Annotated in this window: 15 protein-coding genes; 7 read left to right on the top strand and 8 right to left on the bottom strand. The window is 62.5% G+C overall.

The features are described 5' to 3' along the window. Positions 1 to 8 precede the first annotated feature (8 nt). The 4 genes from DFR38_RS08415 to DFR38_RS08400 form a co-directional block, all read right to left on the bottom strand. Positions 9 to 1244: an ABC transporter substrate-binding protein gene (locus tag DFR38_RS08415; protein WP_059285063.1), complete on the bottom strand. Its 1236-nt coding sequence runs from the start codon at positions 1242 to 1244 to the stop codon at positions 9 to 11. Continuing rightward, positions 1241 to 2374, bottom strand: a complete 1134-nt coding sequence (locus tag DFR38_RS08410; protein WP_059285064.1) for an ABC transporter ATP-binding protein — start codon at positions 2372 to 2374, stop codon at positions 1241 to 1243. The genes DFR38_RS08415 and DFR38_RS08410 overlap by 4 nt, the downstream gene beginning before the upstream one ends. Before the next feature lie 133 nt (positions 2375 to 2507). Further along, positions 2508 to 3269 carry an SDR family NAD(P)-dependent oxidoreductase gene (locus DFR38_RS08405; protein ID WP_275576113.1) on the bottom strand — a complete coding sequence of 254 codons (762 nt, stop codon included), beginning with the start codon at positions 3267 to 3269 and terminating at the stop codon, positions 2508 to 2510. A 367-nt stretch (positions 3270 to 3636) separates the two neighbouring features. After that, positions 3637 to 4263, bottom strand: a complete 627-nt coding sequence (locus DFR38_RS08400; protein WP_059285066.1) for a response regulator transcription factor — start codon at positions 4261 to 4263, stop codon at positions 3637 to 3639. Positions 4264 to 4501: 238 nt separating this feature from the next. Between DFR38_RS08400 and DFR38_RS08395 the strand changes: the two genes are divergently transcribed. Then, complete coding sequence (locus DFR38_RS08395) at positions 4502 to 5683, top strand: EAL domain-containing response regulator (protein WP_059285067.1); 1182 nt, start codon at positions 4502 to 4504, stop codon at positions 5681 to 5683. A gap of 20 nt (positions 5684 to 5703) precedes the next feature. On the opposite strand, the gene DFR38_RS08390 is transcribed toward DFR38_RS08395, so the two are convergent. Continuing rightward, the gene (locus DFR38_RS08390) at positions 5704 to 6426 is read right to left on the bottom strand and encodes an SDR family oxidoreductase (protein WP_110313268.1); all 723 of its coding nucleotides are present in this window, start codon (positions 6424 to 6426) and stop codon (positions 5704 to 5706) included. Positions 6427 to 6535: 109 nt separating this feature from the next. Between DFR38_RS08390 and DFR38_RS08385 the strand changes: the two genes are divergently transcribed. From DFR38_RS08385 to DFR38_RS08370, 4 genes are all read left to right on the top strand, one after another. Further along, positions 6536 to 7393, top strand: coding sequence for a LysR family transcriptional regulator (locus DFR38_RS08385; RefSeq protein WP_059287577.1), 858 nt, complete (start codon positions 6536 to 6538; stop codon positions 7391 to 7393). Between the two features lie 134 nt (positions 7394 to 7527). Further along, positions 7528 to 8760, top strand: coding sequence for an MFS transporter (locus tag DFR38_RS08380; protein WP_059287576.1), 1233 nt, complete (start codon positions 7528 to 7530; stop codon positions 8758 to 8760). Between the two features lie 189 nt (positions 8761 to 8949). Beyond that, positions 8950 to 10821 carry a DUF1302 domain-containing protein gene (locus DFR38_RS08375; protein ID WP_158527715.1) on the top strand — a complete coding sequence of 624 codons (1872 nt, stop codon included), beginning with the start codon at positions 8950 to 8952 and terminating at the stop codon, positions 10819 to 10821. Positions 10822 to 10939: 118 nt separating this feature from the next. After that, the gene (locus tag DFR38_RS08370; protein WP_059287388.1) at positions 10940 to 12442 is read left to right on the top strand and encodes a tetratricopeptide repeat protein; all 1503 of its coding nucleotides are present in this window, start codon (positions 10940 to 10942) and stop codon (positions 12440 to 12442) included. On the opposite strand, the gene DFR38_RS08365 is transcribed toward DFR38_RS08370, so the two are convergent. Then, on the bottom strand, positions 12416 to 12757 hold the full coding sequence (locus DFR38_RS08365) for an FKBP-type peptidyl-prolyl cis-trans isomerase (protein WP_059287387.1): 342 nt from the start codon (positions 12755 to 12757) through the stop codon (positions 12416 to 12418). The two genes, DFR38_RS08370 and DFR38_RS08365, sit on opposite strands and share 27 nt — an antisense overlap. Before the next feature lie 102 nt (positions 12758 to 12859). Further along, complete coding sequence (locus DFR38_RS08360) at positions 12860 to 14083, bottom strand: GGDEF domain-containing protein (protein ID WP_059287386.1); 1224 nt, start codon at positions 14081 to 14083, stop codon at positions 12860 to 12862. Between the two features lie 210 nt (positions 14084 to 14293). Between DFR38_RS08360 and DFR38_RS08355 the strand changes: the two genes are divergently transcribed. Next, complete coding sequence (locus tag DFR38_RS08355) at positions 14294 to 15205, top strand: DNA-3-methyladenine glycosylase family protein (RefSeq protein WP_110313266.1); 912 nt, start codon at positions 14294 to 14296, stop codon at positions 15203 to 15205. Then, on the top strand, positions 15202 to 15912 hold the full coding sequence (locus DFR38_RS21705; protein ID WP_280523842.1) for a methylated-DNA--[protein]-cysteine S-methyltransferase: 711 nt from the start codon (positions 15202 to 15204) through the stop codon (positions 15910 to 15912). The genes DFR38_RS08355 and DFR38_RS21705 overlap by 4 nt, the downstream gene beginning before the upstream one ends. A 10-nt stretch (positions 15913 to 15922) precedes the next feature. Here the strand turns inward: DFR38_RS21705 and DFR38_RS08345 are convergent, their stop codons facing one another. Continuing rightward, positions 15923 to 16894, bottom strand: coding sequence for a succinylglutamate desuccinylase/aspartoacylase family protein (locus DFR38_RS08345; protein ID WP_110313283.1), 972 nt, complete (start codon positions 16892 to 16894; stop codon positions 15923 to 15925). Positions 16895 to 16927: the final 33 nt, after the last annotated feature.

The raw sequence follows: 16927 nt of genomic DNA, 5'->3' as shown, positions 1-16927 counted from the left end.
GGTGATGGTCAGGGTTTTTTGCGCTTGCTCCAATAAGCCGCGTTCAGGCTTTGCATGCGCTGCATGACGTGCTGGGCGGTGCTCATGTCCGGTTTCAGCATGAAACGGTTGAACTCCGCCACCATCTCGCCTTGCAGCGTGCTGGGCACGCTTTCCCACAAGCGCAGGAACAGGGTGTGTCGTTTTTGCGCAAGCTGTGTGTTGACCTGGCTGATAAGGGCATTGGGCGCGGCGATCTTGTCATTGCCGATATAGTTGCCAGAAGCCTTGCCCCAGGTTTGCGCACCCTGATTGGAAACCCAGAAGCGCAGCGTCTTCATCACTTCGGGATTGGCCAGTCCCTTGCGGGACGCCACAATCGGTGCACCTTCCACGATGATGGCCGGCTGCTGTACACCAGGGGCATTGGGCAGAATGAACACGCCCAGTTCCTTGAGCGGGAAACCAGCCTTGTCCAGCAGGCCGACCGCCCATTCTCCAAACAGATACATCACGCCTTTGCCCCGGACAAAGTCGTTGATTTCTTCATTGGAACGCGGGTCGGAAAACCAGCCCTTGGCATACATGTCGGACCATATCCTGAATACATTGCGCACCGCTGGGCTGTCGTAGGCCACGCTGCCATTGTTCAGGCCGGTATAGGCCTTGGGGTCGGTGCGCAGCAGCAGTTCCTGGAACCAGATGAAGCCGCGCCAGCCATCCTGGGTGGTGGCTAGAAACGGTGTCTGGCCAGCGGCTTTGATGCGGGCGGCCACAGTTTGCAGTTCGGCCCAACTGGCGGGCGGTTTCAGGCCCAGGCGGGCAAATACACGTTTGTCGTACAACACCACCCAGCGTGACAGCTGCAAAGGGACGGCATAGGGCTGACCGTTCACGCTGAACAGCTCCTTGACGCCCGGCTGGAAGCGGCCATCGGCCTCCATCTCCTGCCACAGCGCCCCCAGTGGTGCCAGCTGTCCGGTGGCTGCCAGCGTGTTCAGTGATGCGCCGGTCCACCAGGTAAACAGCTCTGGTGTGCGGCCAGAAGCGACCGAGGCCTGAATGAAGGTTTTGTATTGTTCTGCATTGGCATAAGGGGAAATCTTCAGATTGATGCCATCGGCACGCGCTGCATTGGCCACCGTCTGCAGCGGCCCGCTCCAGAAGCCTTTGTCATTGAACAGTTGCACTTCTTTTGCCATCGCCGTGGTGCTGTACATGCAGCAGGCCGACAGCAGCAGAGGCAGCAAGGCTCGATGCTTCATGGTGAGATGGTCTCCTGGGCATGGGGGGCGTTGGCGCGCAGTGACATGCCGCTGTTGGCGTCGAACAGGTGCAGATGGCTGGCACGCAAGGAAAAACGCAGCATCTGGCCATCAACAAGCTGGCAGCCCTGTTGCAGGCGGGCAATCAATGGGCCGCTGGCCGAGTCGGCAAACAGCAGGGTTTCATTGCCCAGCATTTCGGAAAGGGTGATGGTGGCGGCAAAGGTTTCCGCCTGTGGCGGCGCTGCATCCGGCCAGTGCGGAATGATGTCCTCCGGACGCAGGCCGGCGCAGACCGGGCGGTCAGCGCTCAACTGGCCGGCAAAGCGCATCGGGTCGAGCGGGATGCGGAATGCGGGAGAGACAAAGTGCCAGTCCTCGCCATTTTGTTGCAGCACGCCGTTAAAAAAGTTCATCTGCGGCGTACCGATGAAGCTGGCGACAAAGCGGTTGAGCGGATTCTGGAAAATGTCGAGCGGGCTGCCTTGCTGCACGATGGCGCCGTCTTGCATCACCACCATGATGTCGGCCAGGGTCATGGCCTCTACCTGATCGTGGGTGACATAGACGGTGGTGACCTTGAGCCGGTGTTGCAGGCGCTTGATTTCCCCCCGCATCTGGTTGCGCAGCTTGGCGTCCAGATTGGACAGCGGCTCGTCAAACAGAAAAACCTTTGGCTCTCGCACGATGGCACGTCCCATGGCGACGCGCTGGCGCTGGCCACCGGACAGCTCGGCAGGCCGGCGTGTCAGGTAAGGTGCCAGCTCCAGTGTTTTTACCGCGACATCAATCCGCTCTTGCCGCTCGGCAGCAGAAATGCCCGCCAGCTTCAGCGAGAAAGCCAGGTTTTCCTGCACCGTCATGTGCGGATAGAGCGCATAGGACTGGAACACCATGGCCACGCCACGTTCCTGCGGTGGCAGATCGTTGGCCAGTTTGCCGTCGATCAGCAATTGGCCATGGCTGATGCTTTCCAGCCCGGCGATCATGCGCAGGGTAGTGGATTTGCCGCAGCCGGAAGGGCCGACCAGCACCACGAAGGCAGCGTCAGGTATCTCGAGATTGATGCCGCGCACCACCACCTGTTGTTCATAGACCTTGACCAGATCGCGCAGACAGACCTCAGCCATGCTGTACCTCCAGCTGCCTGACGGTGCGGGGCATGCATTGCCGGCGCGGCCGGTGCATAACGGCCGCCTGTCTGAGCGGAGTTTCCAGAGGAAGGGCAATCGTGCTTGCCTTGATGTCTGCAATGGCCATGTTTCAGTCCTGTGAGGGTGAGCCGCCGATCAGGGCGAGCAAGCCACCATCAATGCGGATCACTTCTCCGGTAATGAAGGTGGCACGGTCTGACAGCAAAAAAGCCACCAGCTCTGCGACCTCGCTGGCATGGCCAGCGCGGCCAAGCGGATGCATGGCGTCGATTTCTCTGCGCAAGGCAGCGGGAGAGGGCGCGCTGGCGATGGCATCGCGCAGCATGGGGGTGTCGATGGCGCCGGGAGCAACGGCATTGGCTCGCACACCCTGGCTGGCAAAGTCCACGGCAATGGATTTGCTCAGGCCGATCAGCCCGTGCTTGGATGCCGTATAGGCCGCGACATGGCGTTGCGAAGCCAGGCCTTGCACCGAGGCCATGAACACCATGGCCCCGCGCTGGACGATCAGCTGTGGCAACAAGGCCTGGCTCAGCAGGAAGGCTGCGCTCAGATTGGTGGCAATCACTTCGTCCCAGCAGTCTTGCGTGGTATCCAGTGCCGACCCGTAGCGCTGGATGCCCGCGTTATGCGACAAGCCGCTTGCACCGCCCAGATCATGGGCTGCCGCGGCGGCAGCATCGGCCGTAGCACGCTCGGCAACCGAACCAGTCACCAGACGATGGGGGACGTCCGCAGGCAAGGCCTTGGCCGTGCCTGCCAAGCCTGTGGCATCGCTATCCACCAATACCAGCGGCCGCCCTTCCGCTGCCAGTCGCATTGCGACCGCTTGCCCAATGCCATGGGCGGCCCCAGTGACCACGACGCTCATTGCCATCTCCCGTTGGATTTGGGCACTACCGTACTAGTGGCCGACGACTGGAGTAACCGGTCAATGGGTCAGCAGTGGGCTGGAGGATCGGTGTTTGCTGGCATTGAGACTGGTTGCAGGCTGGCGCAGGCAGCGCCGCTGCAGATGCTTCGGGCATGATCTGCCGCAATGCTGGCGCTTGTCATGGCCAGCCTGGCGCGGAAGATAGGCTGGCCCTGCGCTCGGCACAGGGATGGGGTGGGGGGGCGAGGTGAACGCGGTGGTGAGAAAGAACTGACTGACCGACTGACCGGGGAGAAGCAGGCAGTGGCTGCCCACTTCCCAGACCTGAGGAAAAATGGGCAGGGCTGCCCACTTTTCAAACCAGTCAAACCAGCTTGTTGGTACGGGCAAAGTCAGTCAGGTCCACCACATTGGAAATGCCCAGCTTTTCGAAGATGTTCACCTTGTAGGTGCTGACTGTCTTGTTGCTGATGAATAGCCGGTCGGCAATGTCCTTGTTGGACAGGCCTTGTGCCAGGTGCTGCAATACGGCCAGTTCGCGGTCGGACAGCTTGTCGATGCGGCTGTCCAGCTGGCTTTCGCCATTGAGCTTGGCCCCGGATACGACGTCGCGCGGGAAAAAGCTGTAACCGGCCATGATGGCATCCGAAGCGGACAGGATGGCATTCAGGTCCTTGCTTTTGCTGACAAAACCATCCGCTCCGGCCTGCATCGAGCGCGAGGCGTATACCATTTCATCCTGTGCCGACAAGACCAGCAGCTTGATGGCCGGGTGCTGGCCCTTGATGCGCTTGATCAGCTCCAGCCCGCTGATGCGCGGGATGTTCAGGTCGATGATGATGAGATCGGCCTTGTGTTCCCTGACCAGTTCGATTACAGACTGGCCGTTGTCGGTTTCCCCGATGATTGAATACCGCCCCGACTTCTCCAGCACCGAACGCACAGCCAGGCAAATGGCCGGATGATCATCAACAATGATGACGCTTTTCATGATTAATCTCCAGAATGTATCAATTGAAGTAATATTTTTCTAGCATTCGACTGATGGAGAGTAATTATTTTTTCTTAAAAAAGTCATAAGAAAAATCTAGTATTCAATCAGAAATTTCCCATCAGCAATCAGTATGTTGATAAGGATAATGTAACAATTATAAAAACCCAAGTATTGCGTTCCGGTGATTTGAATGTCCAGCCAGTCCTTCGGAAATACAATCTTCCCGCTCAAAATATTGATTGTAGAAGATCATGCCATTCAGCGCATGGTATTAAACCAGTTGCTGCGTGCATTGGGTGCCATCGTGGTGGATGAGGCCGTGGATGGTCACCAGGCTTTGTCCCGTCTGGAGTCGCATAGCTATGATCTGGTGATTTGTGATCTGGATATGCCGAATCTTGATGGTATTCAGCTGATGCGCTATTTACGCAGGATAAATAATTTGCCGCAGCTGATTTTCTGCAGTGTGCAGGCGGCCGATATCCTGCAAAGCGTGCAGCGCATGGGGGGCTACCATGAGTTACCGGTACTGGACTGCCTGGCAAAGCCACTGTCCCGGGCGCAGCTGTCGCCGCTGCTGCTGCGGGTATTGCAGTTAAAGACCGGCGGTGTCGGCTGTGCAGCCGGGCGTTACCATTTTTCCCGCAAGGAGTTGCAGCAGGCTTTGCGTGCCGGGCAGATCCAGCCCTGGTATCAGCCCAAGATCGACCCGCAAACCTCGCGTGTGACTTCGGTGGAGGCGCTGGCGCGTTGGCAGCATCCGGATCTGGGCCTGCTCGGGCCGGCCTTGTTCCTGCCGCGCATCGATGAAACCGACCTGAGCGAACAGCTGCTTTGCAGCATGCTGGAACATGGCTTACGTGACTGTCATGAGTGGGATATGCAATTCCCGCAATTGAAACTCGGGGTTGCCGTTAATATCAATATGCGTGAATTCGATCAGCCGGGCATGCCGGATAAATTGCAAAAGATAATGCAGGGTGGTCATGTGCCGCCCTCGCGCATTACGATTGAATTAACGGAAACCCAGCCACTGGATAATCTGAGTTGCTCGCTGGAAAATGCCATCCGCTTGCGGGTGATGGGTTTTAATCTGGCGCTGGATGATTTTGGTGCCGGTTATTCGGGCTTTCACCATTTACGCGAAATTCCGGCCAATTCCGTCAAGATCGACCGCACGCTGGTGCATCATGCTGCGGGCGATCCCACGGCGGAAAAACTGCTGGGCTTTGCCGTACGCATGCTGCAAAGCCAGAATGTCGCCGTGGTGGTGGAGGGGGTGAGCCGGCAGCAGGATTTTGACCTGGTCAAACAGTTGCGGGTCGACCTGGTGCAAGGCTTCCTGCTGGCCGAACCCATGCCGTCAGCCAGCCTGGCGCAGTTCATCGGCGGCCGCCACGGCCTGAACCTGACTTAGCGCGCGCTTGATCCGGCTGCTCAGGCTTGCTGGCCGGTGGCAGCCAGTACGATTTCCCGAATCGCCACCCTTTGCGGTTGCTGATAGGCAAAGCGGATGGTTTCCGCTACATCTTCGGCGGCCAGTACCCCGCCCATTTGCTGTTTCCACTGTTGGTAATCCTGCTTGATGGCCTCATCGCTGGTGTGGCCGAGCAGCTCGGTTTCCACCGCGCCGGGGGCAATGGTGATGACTCTTACATGATGGCCGGCCACTTCTTCGCGCAGATTCTCCGAAATGGCATGTACGGCAAATTTGCTGCCGCAGTAGGCGACGTGGCCGGGGAAGGTCTTGCGTCCGGCAATCGAGCTGACATTGATGATGGTGCCGTGACGGCGTGCCACCATGCCTGGCAGCACGGCATGGATGCCATTGAGCAGACCCTTGACGTTGACTTCCAGCATGCGCTCCCATTCGGCCGGGTCCTGCTGTGTCATCTTGCCCAGCAGCATCACCCCCGCATTGTTGATGATGGCATCGGCGGGGCCGAATTGCTGTTCGGCCTCTGCCACCGCTTGCCGGACTGCGGTGCGGTCGGTAATGTCCACGGCGCGGCACAGGGTGTCGGGCAATTGCAGTGCGTGCAGCCGCTCCAGCCGGCGTGCCAGCAGGAGCAGCGGATGGCCGTGGCTGGCCAGCAGGCGGGCGGTGGCGGCACCGATGCCGGAGCTGGCCCCGGTAATGATGATGAGCGGAGGACGCATGATTTTTCCTTCTATAGATAATTTGCATGGATAAAAGCTGGATACAGTGTAAGAATTAATTTTCTGGCTGAAAAATGCTTAATTTCTGTGGTTGGTATCGGTTTTGTCTATGGATATACGGCAGCTAAAGGCTTTTATCGCGGTATTCGAGGAGCGCAGCATCACCGCGGCGGCGCAGCGGCTGTGCATTACCCAGCCGACCTTGTCGGTGACCATTCGCCAGCTGGAGGAGGACCTGGCCACCACCTTGTTCGAGCGTCTGGCGCGTGGGGTGGCGGTGACCGAGGATGCCCGGCTGTTTTATCCGCAGGCCCGGCAACTGGTGGATCAGGCCGCAGGCTTGCTGCGGCTGTTTCGCCAGCGCCACCATTGCCAGCCGCTGAGCTTGGGAATCGAGGCTGATCTGGGCGTGGTGCAGGTGAGCACGCTGCTGAATGCGGCACGCGCGGCCATTCCCGGGCTATTGCTCAGTGTGGTGGACGGCTGTGCCGGTGATGCCAGGCTGGCGGCGGAAGAATTGCGCTGTGAGGATGAGCTGTTCCTGCCGCTGTGGGAGGAGACCTTTGTGCTGGCCTTGCCGCGCGCGCATCCGCTGGCCTCGCGCAGCGAGCTGGCGATGACTGAGCTGCATCAGCAGGACTGGATCACCTGTCCGCAGCATGCCTCGCATCAGCGCCTGCTGGCCATGCATGGCGAGGGGTCGGCCGGGCTGATGCTGGCCGCGCATGCCGGCTCCTTGCAGCTGGCGCTGCGCATGGTGGAGGCCGGCTATGGCGTTGCGCTCTTGCCCCCCTCCTTGCTGGAAGGCAACAGCAGTGTGGTGGGGCGACCGTTGAGCGGCCCTGGGCTCAGCCGCCGCCTGGGCCTGTGTTATGCGGCGCAAGCGCTGGAAAAGCCTGCACTGCGGGCTTTGCATGATTATTTGCAGGCTGGCGGCCAGATGGCGCCCAGACCGCATGAGGGCTGAGCGCGCCAGGACGGAAGCGTTGTTGCCGGAATATTATTGACAAGGTCAACTTTATTTTGCATATTGGTTGATAATGTCAACTTAATGGGATGTGGCCAGTGCACTGGCTTGTCCCCCACAAGGAAAACCCCCGAATGGCTGATTTAAGCCCTGCCCGTGAACGTGGCCTGCTCTGGCTGCTGGCACTGACCCAGTTCACCATCATCATGGACTTCATGGTGATGATGCCGCTGGGGCCGCAGATCATGCATGCCTTTGCCATCAGCCCGGCAGCCTTTGCCACGGCCGTATCGGCCTACTCGTGGTGTTCCGGCCTGTCCGGCCTGTTTGCGGCCACCTATATCGACCGCTTCGACCGCCGGCGCCTGCTGCTGGTGATTTACGGCCTGTTTGCCTTGTCAAACCTGGTGTGCGCCACCGCCGGCAATTTCCACATGCTGTTGCTGGCCCGTGCTTTTGCCGGCCTCAGCGGCGGGGTGCTGGCCTCCATCATCATGACCATTGTCAGCGACATCATTCCGGTGTCACGCCGTGGCGCAGCCACCGGGGTGATCATGACGGCGTTCTCGCTGGCCGCCATCGCCGGCGTACCGGCCGGCATCGTGCTGGGGGCGCATCTGGGCTGGTCCTCGCCCTTCTACCTGCTGGTGGTGCTGTCGCTGCTGATCTGGCTGGCCGCCGCCTGGCTGGTGCCCTCGCTCAGGCTGCATCTGCAAGTGCCGCCGCCACCGCTGCGCCAGGTGCTGCCCGAGTTGTGGCGCTTGCTGAGCGATGCGCGCCATGTGCGGGCGTTCGGTCTGACCTTCATCATGATGGTGTCGCACATGATGGTGATTCCGTTCATTTCGCCGGTCCTGGTGGCCAATCACGGCATTGCGCCGCAGCAGATTGCCTGGATCTACATGGCCGGTGGCGCGGCCACCTTCTTTACCTCGCGGCGCATCGGCCGGCTGGCCGACCGCTATGGCAAGCACCAGCTGTTCCGCATCATGGCCCTGTTTTCCATGCTGCCCATCCTGTTTGTCACTCATTTGCCGCAGATTCCCTTCCTGGCCGTGGTGGCGTTCTTTCCCGTATTCATGGTGGCGCTGTCCGGCCGCATGATTCCCTTGCAGGCCCTGCTGACCACGGTGCCAGAACCGCAGCGGCGCGGCGCCTTTCTCAGCGTCAACAGTGCCATCCAGTCGCTGGGCAATGGTTGTGGTGCCTGGCTGGGCGGCTTGCTGCTCAGTGCCGGCAGCGGCGGGCAGATCCTTGGCTACGGCAATAATGGCTGGTGTGCGGTGCTGCTGGTCGGAGTGGCGCTGTGGTGGGTGGGGCGGGTGCATGCCTTGCCGGCACTGCGCTCCGCGGCGGCGACTTCCTGACGGCCGCTGCTGCCGCGCTTACGTGCGGAGCTGATGTGTAATCTGAATAGGGTGGTTGTTGGTTTGCCTGAGCAGCTAGAATGCCGGCTGCGTCTGGTCAGTATTGCCGTGATGTCGTGCTCGGGGGAGCCGCTGTCAGCGCGGGGGCAAGGACCGGATGCCGTCGAAAACAGCTTGAAACCATCAGTCATGCAAAAAAACAAGGAAAAGGCTGCCGGAGCAAACCGGCCAGCCTGGGGGCAGGGGGGCATTACGGGCGGGTTGGCAGGGCTGGGGCTGGCATGTTGTGCCGCGCCGCTGCTGGCTGCCGAAACCAGCAACGGTCTGGGCACGGTCAAGCCGGCACTGGGGCCGGGCATGCAGCTGGAGCTGGATGCCGCCACGCTGGATCTGCGTGGCTGGCTGGGGGCCGGAACGGTGCTGCGGGCGGCGAATCCGGACCCGGCGCTGACCGGCGGCACCAATATGAAGAGCCTGAATGACGGTGATCTGAATTACCGTAGCGGCGATGCGGTTTCCAGCGCGCTGGAGGGCTATCTGCAGGCGGATCTGCAGTATCGCGGCCTGGGCCTGCGCCTGGCCGGCAAGGGATGGTATGACTACGCCCTGTCGCGGCAGGGCGTGGCGCATGGCAATGTGCCCAATCATTACCAGGCCGGCGCGCCGCTGAGTGATGAGGGCTTTGTCCCACTGGGGCGTTTTGGCAATGTGGTGCTGGATGATGCCTACCTGTATGGCACGACCAGCCTGGCCGGCCACCCGCTGTTGTTGCGCGCAGGGCGCCAGACCATTCCCTGGGGCAGCCCCACCAGCGGCGGCATGCTGTCGCTGGTCAATGCGATCGACTATGCCGCGCTCAGCCGCGCCAGTTCGGTGTCCGCCGAGGCCGGCATTCCCGATTGGGCGCTGTATGGCAAGCTGGAGCTGAACCAGCGGCTCAGCCTGGACGGTTTTTACCAGTTTGCCTTTGCCCCGAATGTCTATCCCGGGTGCGGCACCTTCTACTCGACCGGCGATTATGTGCAGCCTGGTTGTAATGCGCTGACGCTGAACGGCGGCTTGTTGTCGGCGCTTTACCATCGCAACATCAGTACCACCGATGCGCAGTCGCTGGGCAATGCACTGGACTCGGTCAGCCGTGCGGCCGACCGGCTCCCGGCCGGCGGGCAATACGGCCTGGGCATGCATTACCTGCTGGATGGCGTGGGCCAGTTCGGTTTTTACGCGGCCAATGTCGACAGCAAGGTGGGTTATACCGGGGTGCAGCATAATAGCGCCGGCGTGCTCACGCCCCTGCTGGCCAATACCGGTCAGGCGCAGCCGACTGGACTGAGCAGCCAGTACTACCGCAGTTTCCCGGCGGATCTGCACCTGTTTGCCGTCAATTTCCAGACCGGGCAGGCTGGCCGTGGCGCAGCCTATGCCGAGCTGGCCTACATCCCGGATCAGCCACTGGCCTGGAATGGTGCCGATTTTCTCAATGGCCTGCTGCTGGGGCGCGGACCGCTGGCGCGGCTGGTCCAGCTGCCGGCAGGGGCCTCGGCAGATGGCTATGATCGCTTCCGGGTGCTGAATCTCAGCCTGGGCGCCAGCCATGCACTGGGCCAGGTGTGGGGCGGCGCGGCCACGCTGTCGGCCGAACTGGGGTCGAAATATGTGATTGCGCTGCCCGACCCCTCGGTGATGCGTTATGGCCGTGGCGGCTGGGGCATGGCACCCAGTCAGAACAATCCCGCCTGCACCAGCGATGCCGCCAGCTGCCGGCTGGATGGTTTTGTCACCAGCCATGCCTGGGGCCTGCGTGCCCGGCTGGAAAGCCGCTATAGCGGCCTCTGGCCGGAACTCACGCTCACCCCGGCGCTGACCCTGGGGCAGGATGTGCGGGGTTATTCCTATGATGGCCTGTACTCGCAGGGCCGTTTCACCGCCATGCTGGGCCTCAGCCTGGAAATGCGCCGCCGCTACCAGCTGGATATCAATTACCTGAAAACCGGTGGCGGCGATTACAACCTGCTGCGTGACCGCAGCCTGTTTTCCCTCAGCCTGGGCATGCGGCTTTAGCCAGGGTGGCCGCCAGCGGCGATTTGCCGGCTGCAGGCGGCCTCGTTACACTTGCAGCCTGCCCGACAGGCAGGATGCGCCGCTTGCCGGTACTGTCTTCCATTTTGATTGCCGCCCCATGAACGAACAACTCGCGCTTAACAAGATCAACCAGGCCATGCAGCAGCTGCAGCAGGGCAAGCCGGCCGTGGCCAGAGACGGCTTGCTGCGGGTGTTGAAAGCCTATCCTGACAGTGCGGAAGTCAATTTCCTGCTGGGGCTGGCGCTGGTGCAGCTGAGCCAGGGCAAGGCGGCGCTGGCGCACTTCAATCGCGCCATTGCCCTGCAACCGGATCTGGCGGAGGCCTATGTCAATCGCGGCATCCTGCTGAAAAACCAGCAGCAGCTGCCGCAGGCCCTGCGCGATTTCGAGCGCGCCATCGCCCTGCGTCCCGGCATGGCCGAAGCCTACAGCAACCGTGGCAATGTGCAGGTGCTGCTCGACCAGCGGGCAGCGGCGCATGACAGTTTTGTCACGGCATTGCATCTTGATCCGCACAATAGCGACGCCATGGTGAACCTGGCGGCGCTGCTGGCGGAAAACGGCGAGTATGAGGCAGCACAGGCGCTGCTGGACAAGGTGCTGGCGCGCTTTCCTGACGATGTGCTGGCCCGTTACGACCTGTCCTGGCTGTTGCTGCTACAGGGCGATTATGCCCGTGGGTGGCAGTATTACGAGGCGCGCAAGCTGGACCCGCAGCTGTGCCAGCGCTCCGGCCTGCAGCGCTTTGCCAGGCCAGAGTGGCAGGGCGAGAGCCTGGAGGGCAAGACCCTGCTGCTTCACCAGGAGCAGGGGCTGGGGGATACCATCCAGATGCTGCGCTATCTGCCCTTGCTGCAGCAGCGCGGCGCACGGCTGATCCTGCTGCTGAAACCACCGCTACAGGAACTGGCCCGGCAGATGGCCAGCGGCCTGCAGGTGTTTACCCGGCGCGAGCAGCTGCCGGCGTTCGACCTGCACTGTCCGATGATGTCCTTGCCGCTGCGCTTTGCCACCACGCTGGACAATATCCCGGCAGCCGATGCTTATCTGACGGTAACGGCCGAGCAGCGGCAAATCTGGGCCGGGCGGCTGGCGGCACGCCAGCGTCCACGTATCGGCCTGGCATGGTCGGGTTTGGCGCAGCATCTGAATGATCGGCAACGCAGCCTGCAACTGGCGCAGCTAAGGCGCCTGCTGCAGCTGGATACCGAGTTTCATTCACTGCAGCGCGAGTATCGCGAAGAGACCGCCCTGGTGACGGCGGCCGGCATCATCGACCATGCTGCCGGGCTCAATACACTGGAAGATACGGCCGGGCTGATCACGCAGATGGATCTGGTGATCAGCGTGGATACCTCGGTGGCGCACCTGGCCGGCGCGCTGGGCAAGGCTTGCTGGCTATTGCTGCCGTTCAATCCGGATTTCCGCTGGGGTCTGGGCCGCAGCGACAGCCCGTGGTATGCCAGCATGCAGCTGTTCCGCCAGCAGGCGGCAGGCGAGTGGCTGCCGGTGCTGGACGAGGTGGCCAGACAGGCTGCCCGGCAGCTGGCGGTGGCCGACGGCGCGGCGGACTCAGTCGTCGCGGGTCAGCACTTCTAGTACTTCGATTTCAAACAGCAGATTGGAATGGGGCGGAATGCGCGTGCCGATCTGCCGCTCGCCATAGGCCAGGGCCGCCGGAACCCACAGCCGGCGCTTGCCGCCCACGCGCATGCCCATCAGTCCGATATCCCAGCCCTTGATGACGCGGCCGGTGCCGATGACGCACTGGAAGGGGCGGCCCTTGTCGTGCGAGGAGTCAAACTGGCTGCCATCTTCCAGCCAGCCGGTATAGTGGGTGGTAATCAGCGCACCACGCACCACTTCCTTGCCCTCGCCCAATTGCAGGTCTTCCATTTTCAGTTGTTGATCCATCGTCATCTTCGCTATGCAGGTGGGGAAAACAGCCGCTGCCGCGGCCATCGCTGGCGCATTCTAGCCTGAGTCGGCTTGTGCTCCCAGCGGGAGGCCGGGGCTTCAGGCCGCAATGACACAGTTGCGGCCGGATGACTTGGCCTGATACAGCGCATTGTCCACACGCATGATCAGGCTTTCCACGCTTTCCTCGTCCTGGTGCTGTGCGACACCCATGCTGATGGTGATGGCCGGCAGTGGTGCGGTCTGGCCGTTGGCCACGGTATCGCGCAGGCATTCGGCCAGATGCAGCGCATTGCTCTGCGTGGTTTGCGGCAGCAGGATGACGAACTCCTCGCCGCCCCAGCGGCATACGCTGTCGGCAGCCCGCACGCGGGATTGCAAGGTGCGGGCCAGCCAGACCAGCACTTCGTCGCCAGTGAAGTGCCCAAACTGGTCGTTGATGCGCTTGAAATTGTCGGCATCCAGCAGGATCAGGCTGAAGCTGTGGCCACAACGCTGCTTTTCCTGAATGGCGCGCTCCAGCTGTTGCAGCAGGTAACGGCGGTTCCACAGCCCGGTAAGCGGGTCGCGCAGCGCCGCCTGTTCCAGTTCGGATTTCAGTCTTTGCTGCTCGGTGATGTCGTGAATCACGCACAGCATCAGCCGTTTGCCATGCATCACCACCGGGCCGGCATAGGTCTGCACATCGCGCAGGCTGCCATCCGCCAGCCGGTGGACAAAGCTCAGGGGCTTGTGGCCGCCCGGCAGCTGGGCAATCTGCTGCATTACCGGCAGGATGGCGCGGCCCTGGGCGTTGATCTCCCAGGTGTGCTTGGCGGCGAACTCGGCACGGGAATAACCGTAAAAGCGCATCGCGGCTTCATTCACATTGACGATGCGGCCTTCGTCTGCCGGGTCGATCAACAGCATGGGCGCGCTATTGGTCTGCATCAGCATGCGGTGAAAACCGTCTTCCGGCAGCGGGTCGGTGGTAGCCGCGGCGGAAGCCGGCAGGGTGCCGATGGATGAGCTGGCCTCGACCAGAATGGCGTCGGCTGTTTCGGCCATGTCCAGCCAGCACAGGTGGCAGCACAGTGGCTGCAGCTGCTCCTGTTGCCGTATGGTCCAGATTTCCACTACCTGCTCGCGGGCCAGAATGGCCGGGGTGTAGTCGGACAGGGCCGGGTGTGGGCAGGCCGACAGGCTGCCGTGACGCATGTCGGCAAGGCTCAGCCCGGTGGCGACTGCCCGTGCCGCCGGATTGGCGTGCAGCACTTCTTCGGTCGAAGGACGAATAATCCATACCGGCGTCTTGAGCTTGTCAAGCAATGCAAATGGGTTCATGGCAGCAAGCTATGCTAAAGGCCGGGTAGTCAGTCTATGTCTGACATACTAGATGGCCTTTCCTGGCAGTTCAACATGACTTCATCATGGCGTGGTGGCAGCGGCATGCCGCTGTGACGCATTGCAGCGCAAGCCGCAGGATGTGGCGAGGCCGCTTCTGCGCGATAATGCCGGGTCGACGGCCACTCTGGCCGCATGGCTGGAGGTTTTATGCAACAGGTGGTGGCGCAGCACGGTTTTACCCTGTCCTTGCCAGCGGATTATCACGCCGCCACGGCGCTGGCCTATCACGGCCGCGATCCGGCCGGGCCGGCCGAACGCTGGCAGGGCAATCGCCTGGACAAAGGCTTGTTGTTGCATGGTGCGCCGCTATTGCTGCAGCTGGAGTTTGACGCCGGGCAGGTGCATGCCGTGTTTAGCGGTTCAGCCCTGATGGACTGGCCGGCGCTGCTGCCGGCGGCAGAGCCGGCGGTGCGTCGCATGCTGGGGCTGGATGGCCAGCGTGAAAACTGGCAGGCGCTGGCGGAGAGCCGGCCCGCCGTGGCGCGGCTGCTGGCGGGCCGGCCTGCCTTGTGGCTGCCGCTGACGGCGGAGCCGTTCGAAGCCTTGTGCTGGGCCATCATCGGCCAGCAAATCAATCTGTCTTTTGCCACGTCCTTGCGCCGCAGCCTGATTCAGCTGGCCGGCCTGCCGATTGCCGGCTGCGCGCTGCTGGCCCATCCCGGCCCGGCCGAGGTGGCGGCGCTGCAGCCGGAGCAGCTCACTGCCCTGCGTTTTTCCCGCTCCAAGGCGGCCTATCTGCTGGGCGCGGCGCGTGCCGTGCTGGATGGCAGCCTGCCTTTGGCGGCGTTGGCCGGGCAGAGTGCCAGCGAGGCCGAGCGCCAGTTGCTGGCGCTGCATGGAGTGGGGCCGTGGACGGCGCGCTATGTCATGCTGCGCGGGCTGGGTTTTGCTGATTGCGCGCCTATTGGTGATAGCGGGCTGGCCACCGCCCTGCAACGTTTTCATGCCCTGCCACAGCGGCCGGATGCCCGCCAGACCGAGCAGCTGATGCAGGCATTTGCCCCTTGTCGCAGCCTGGCCACCCTGCATTTGTGGGCCAGCCTGTCGGAGAACACATGAAATATTCCGCCCCCGATCTGTTTGACGCGCCCGCGCCAGAGCATGCAACCCAGGCCGCCGATCCGGCCAGCCATCAGCCGCCGCCGGCTGCGCCGCTGTTTGCCCAGGGCGGCTTGTGGAGTGACACGGCGCCGCTGGCACGCTCGCCAGCCGCCGATGCCGCCGGGCCAGTATTGCAGGCGCCGCTGCATGCGGCCTGCCATGGCGTGGTGGACACCCGCTTTGGCCCGGCCATGGTGTGGCTGGACTTGCAGGGCCGGCTATTGCGGCTGGATTTTCATCTGGAGCAGGAGTTGCAGCGGGCGCAGCTATCGGGCAGCCGGCGCGATGATGCCGCCGTGGCCGAAGTGGCGCGCCAGTTGCACGAGTACGAGCGCGGTGAGCGACGCAGTTTTGATCTGCCGCTGGCGGCACGCGGCACGGCCTTCCAGCAACAGGTGTGGGCGGCCTTGTGCTGCATTCCCTATGGCGAAACCATGAGTTATGGCGAACTGGCGCTGGCACTGGGCAAGCCCGGCGGCGCCCGCGCCGTGGGCCGGGCCAACGCCACCAATCCGATTGCCCTGATCGTGCCCTGCCATCGCGTGCTGGGGGCCGATGGCAGCCTCACCGGTTATGCCGGCGGTTTGCCGCTGAAATCGGCGCTGCTGCGCTTCGAGCAGGAAAACACCGTGCCGGGGCTGTTTGGCGCCGCCGGCCGGGTGTGAGTCGCCGCGACTATCCCAGGCGCTGGCTGGGCCGCGCCAGGTAAAACCACTCCTGCCCGGTTTGCGCAGCCGGGTTGGGAAACACGATGCAGCCATCATCCAGCGCCCGCACCGGGCTGCCATCGTGGCGGTGGCCGATCAGCTCGCCCTTGCCGACTGGGTCGAAGCTGGCAAAGGCTCGGCAGAAGCAGTCGTCCTCATGCAGCTTGTCCACGACTTCATACAGGCTCAGCGTTGTCATGGCCGCCTGCACTGCCGGTGCGGGGCCGGCCACCATGCCCAGATGGGCCAGGGTATTGCGAATGGCCTGATAAGCCAGCTCCGGGGCAGCCGGGTCCAGATGCTGGCCGCATTCCAGCGTCAGCGCCCAGCCGCCGTTGGCACGCATGAATTCGGTCGTGCCCATGCCGTAGCGGGTATCGCTATCCAGCTGTCGCTGGCGGTTTGCACTGTGGCCGTACCGCGCCGCCCGCCGCTGCACCCCCAGCGCATAAGTCGACAGCCAGCCGTCCACCAGCCGGCCCACGCCCAGCCGCGTGGCCAGTGCTTCTTCCTGTGCGGCATGGGCAAAGGGCTCCAGGCTGTCCTGATTGTCGCGCGGGCCGATCAGGACAAAGGGCTGACCGGGCGACTGAAAGGAGTGCAGGTCCAGCAGCACTTCATGGCTGGCCAGCAGCGGGCACAGCCAGTTGGCGACGTGATCTTCGAAATCCTGCGGGGTGGCCACCGGGGCCAGATTGCGGTTGAGATTGCGGTCGGCTCCGCGCTGCCCCAGCTGGTAGGCCAGGGTGTTGACCACCGGCACCAGCGTCAGGCTGCCGCGCTGCAAGCGCAGCTGTCCCAGATCCAGCTCGGCCTGGATGCGCCGGATGCCGGCCCTGCCGCAGGTTTCATTGCCATGTACCGCGCCCAGCACAATCAGCCGGGGGCCATTGTCCGGCGCGGTGTAGTTGATGGAGTGGAAAGGCAGGGCCTGATTCATGGTGGTGTCCGGCAATGGTGATTGATGATCGCA

The sequence above is a fragment of the Aquitalea magnusonii genome, from assembly GCF_003202035.1.
In the GTDB taxonomy this organism is placed as follows: Bacteria; Pseudomonadota; Gammaproteobacteria; order Burkholderiales; family Chromobacteriaceae; genus Aquitalea; species Aquitalea magnusonii.
The sequence above is the reverse complement of the archived record's forward strand: the minus strand, read 5'-3'. Positions and strand labels throughout refer to the sequence as shown.

What these genes read in the sequence shown, in the direction of transcription:
- DFR38_RS08415 (WP_059285063.1), bottom strand. Translation starts at nt 1,244, where the DNA reads ATGAAGCATCGAGCCTTGCTGCCTCTGCTGCTGTCGGCCTGCTGCATG.
- DFR38_RS08410 (WP_059285064.1), bottom strand. Translation starts at nt 2,374, where the DNA reads ATGGCTGAGGTCTGTCTGCGCGATCTGGTCAAGGTCTATGAACAACAG.
- DFR38_RS08405 (WP_275576113.1), bottom strand. Translation starts at nt 3,269, where the DNA reads ATGAGCGTCGTGGTCACTGGGGCCGCCCATGGCATTGGGCAAGCGGTC.
- DFR38_RS08400 (WP_059285066.1), bottom strand. Translation starts at nt 4,263, where the DNA reads ATGAAAAGCGTCATCATTGTTGATGATCATCCGGCCATTTGCCTGGCT.
- DFR38_RS08390 (WP_110313268.1), bottom strand. Translation starts at nt 6,426, where the DNA reads ATGCGTCCTCCGCTCATCATCATTACCGGGGCCAGCTCCGGCATCGGT.
- DFR38_RS08385 (WP_059287577.1), top strand. Translation starts at nt 6,536, where the DNA reads ATGGATATACGGCAGCTAAAGGCTTTTATCGCGGTATTCGAGGAGCGC.
- DFR38_RS08380 (WP_059287576.1), top strand. Translation starts at nt 7,528, where the DNA reads ATGGCTGATTTAAGCCCTGCCCGTGAACGTGGCCTGCTCTGGCTGCTG.
- DFR38_RS08375 (WP_158527715.1), top strand. Translation starts at nt 8,950, where the DNA reads ATGCAAAAAAACAAGGAAAAGGCTGCCGGAGCAAACCGGCCAGCCTGG.
- DFR38_RS08370 (WP_059287388.1), top strand. Translation starts at nt 10,940, where the DNA reads ATGAACGAACAACTCGCGCTTAACAAGATCAACCAGGCCATGCAGCAG.
- DFR38_RS08365 (WP_059287387.1), bottom strand. Translation starts at nt 12,757, where the DNA reads ATGGATCAACAACTGAAAATGGAAGACCTGCAATTGGGCGAGGGCAAG.
- DFR38_RS08360 (WP_059287386.1), bottom strand. Translation starts at nt 14,083, where the DNA reads ATGAACCCATTTGCATTGCTTGACAAGCTCAAGACGCCGGTATGGATT.
- DFR38_RS08355 (WP_110313266.1), top strand. Translation starts at nt 14,294, where the DNA reads ATGCAACAGGTGGTGGCGCAGCACGGTTTTACCCTGTCCTTGCCAGCG.
- DFR38_RS21705 (WP_280523842.1), top strand. Translation starts at nt 15,202, where the DNA reads ATGAAATATTCCGCCCCCGATCTGTTTGACGCGCCCGCGCCAGAGCAT.
- DFR38_RS08345 (WP_110313283.1), bottom strand. Translation starts at nt 16,894, where the DNA reads ATGAATCAGGCCCTGCCTTTCCACTCCATCAACTACACCGCGCCGGAC.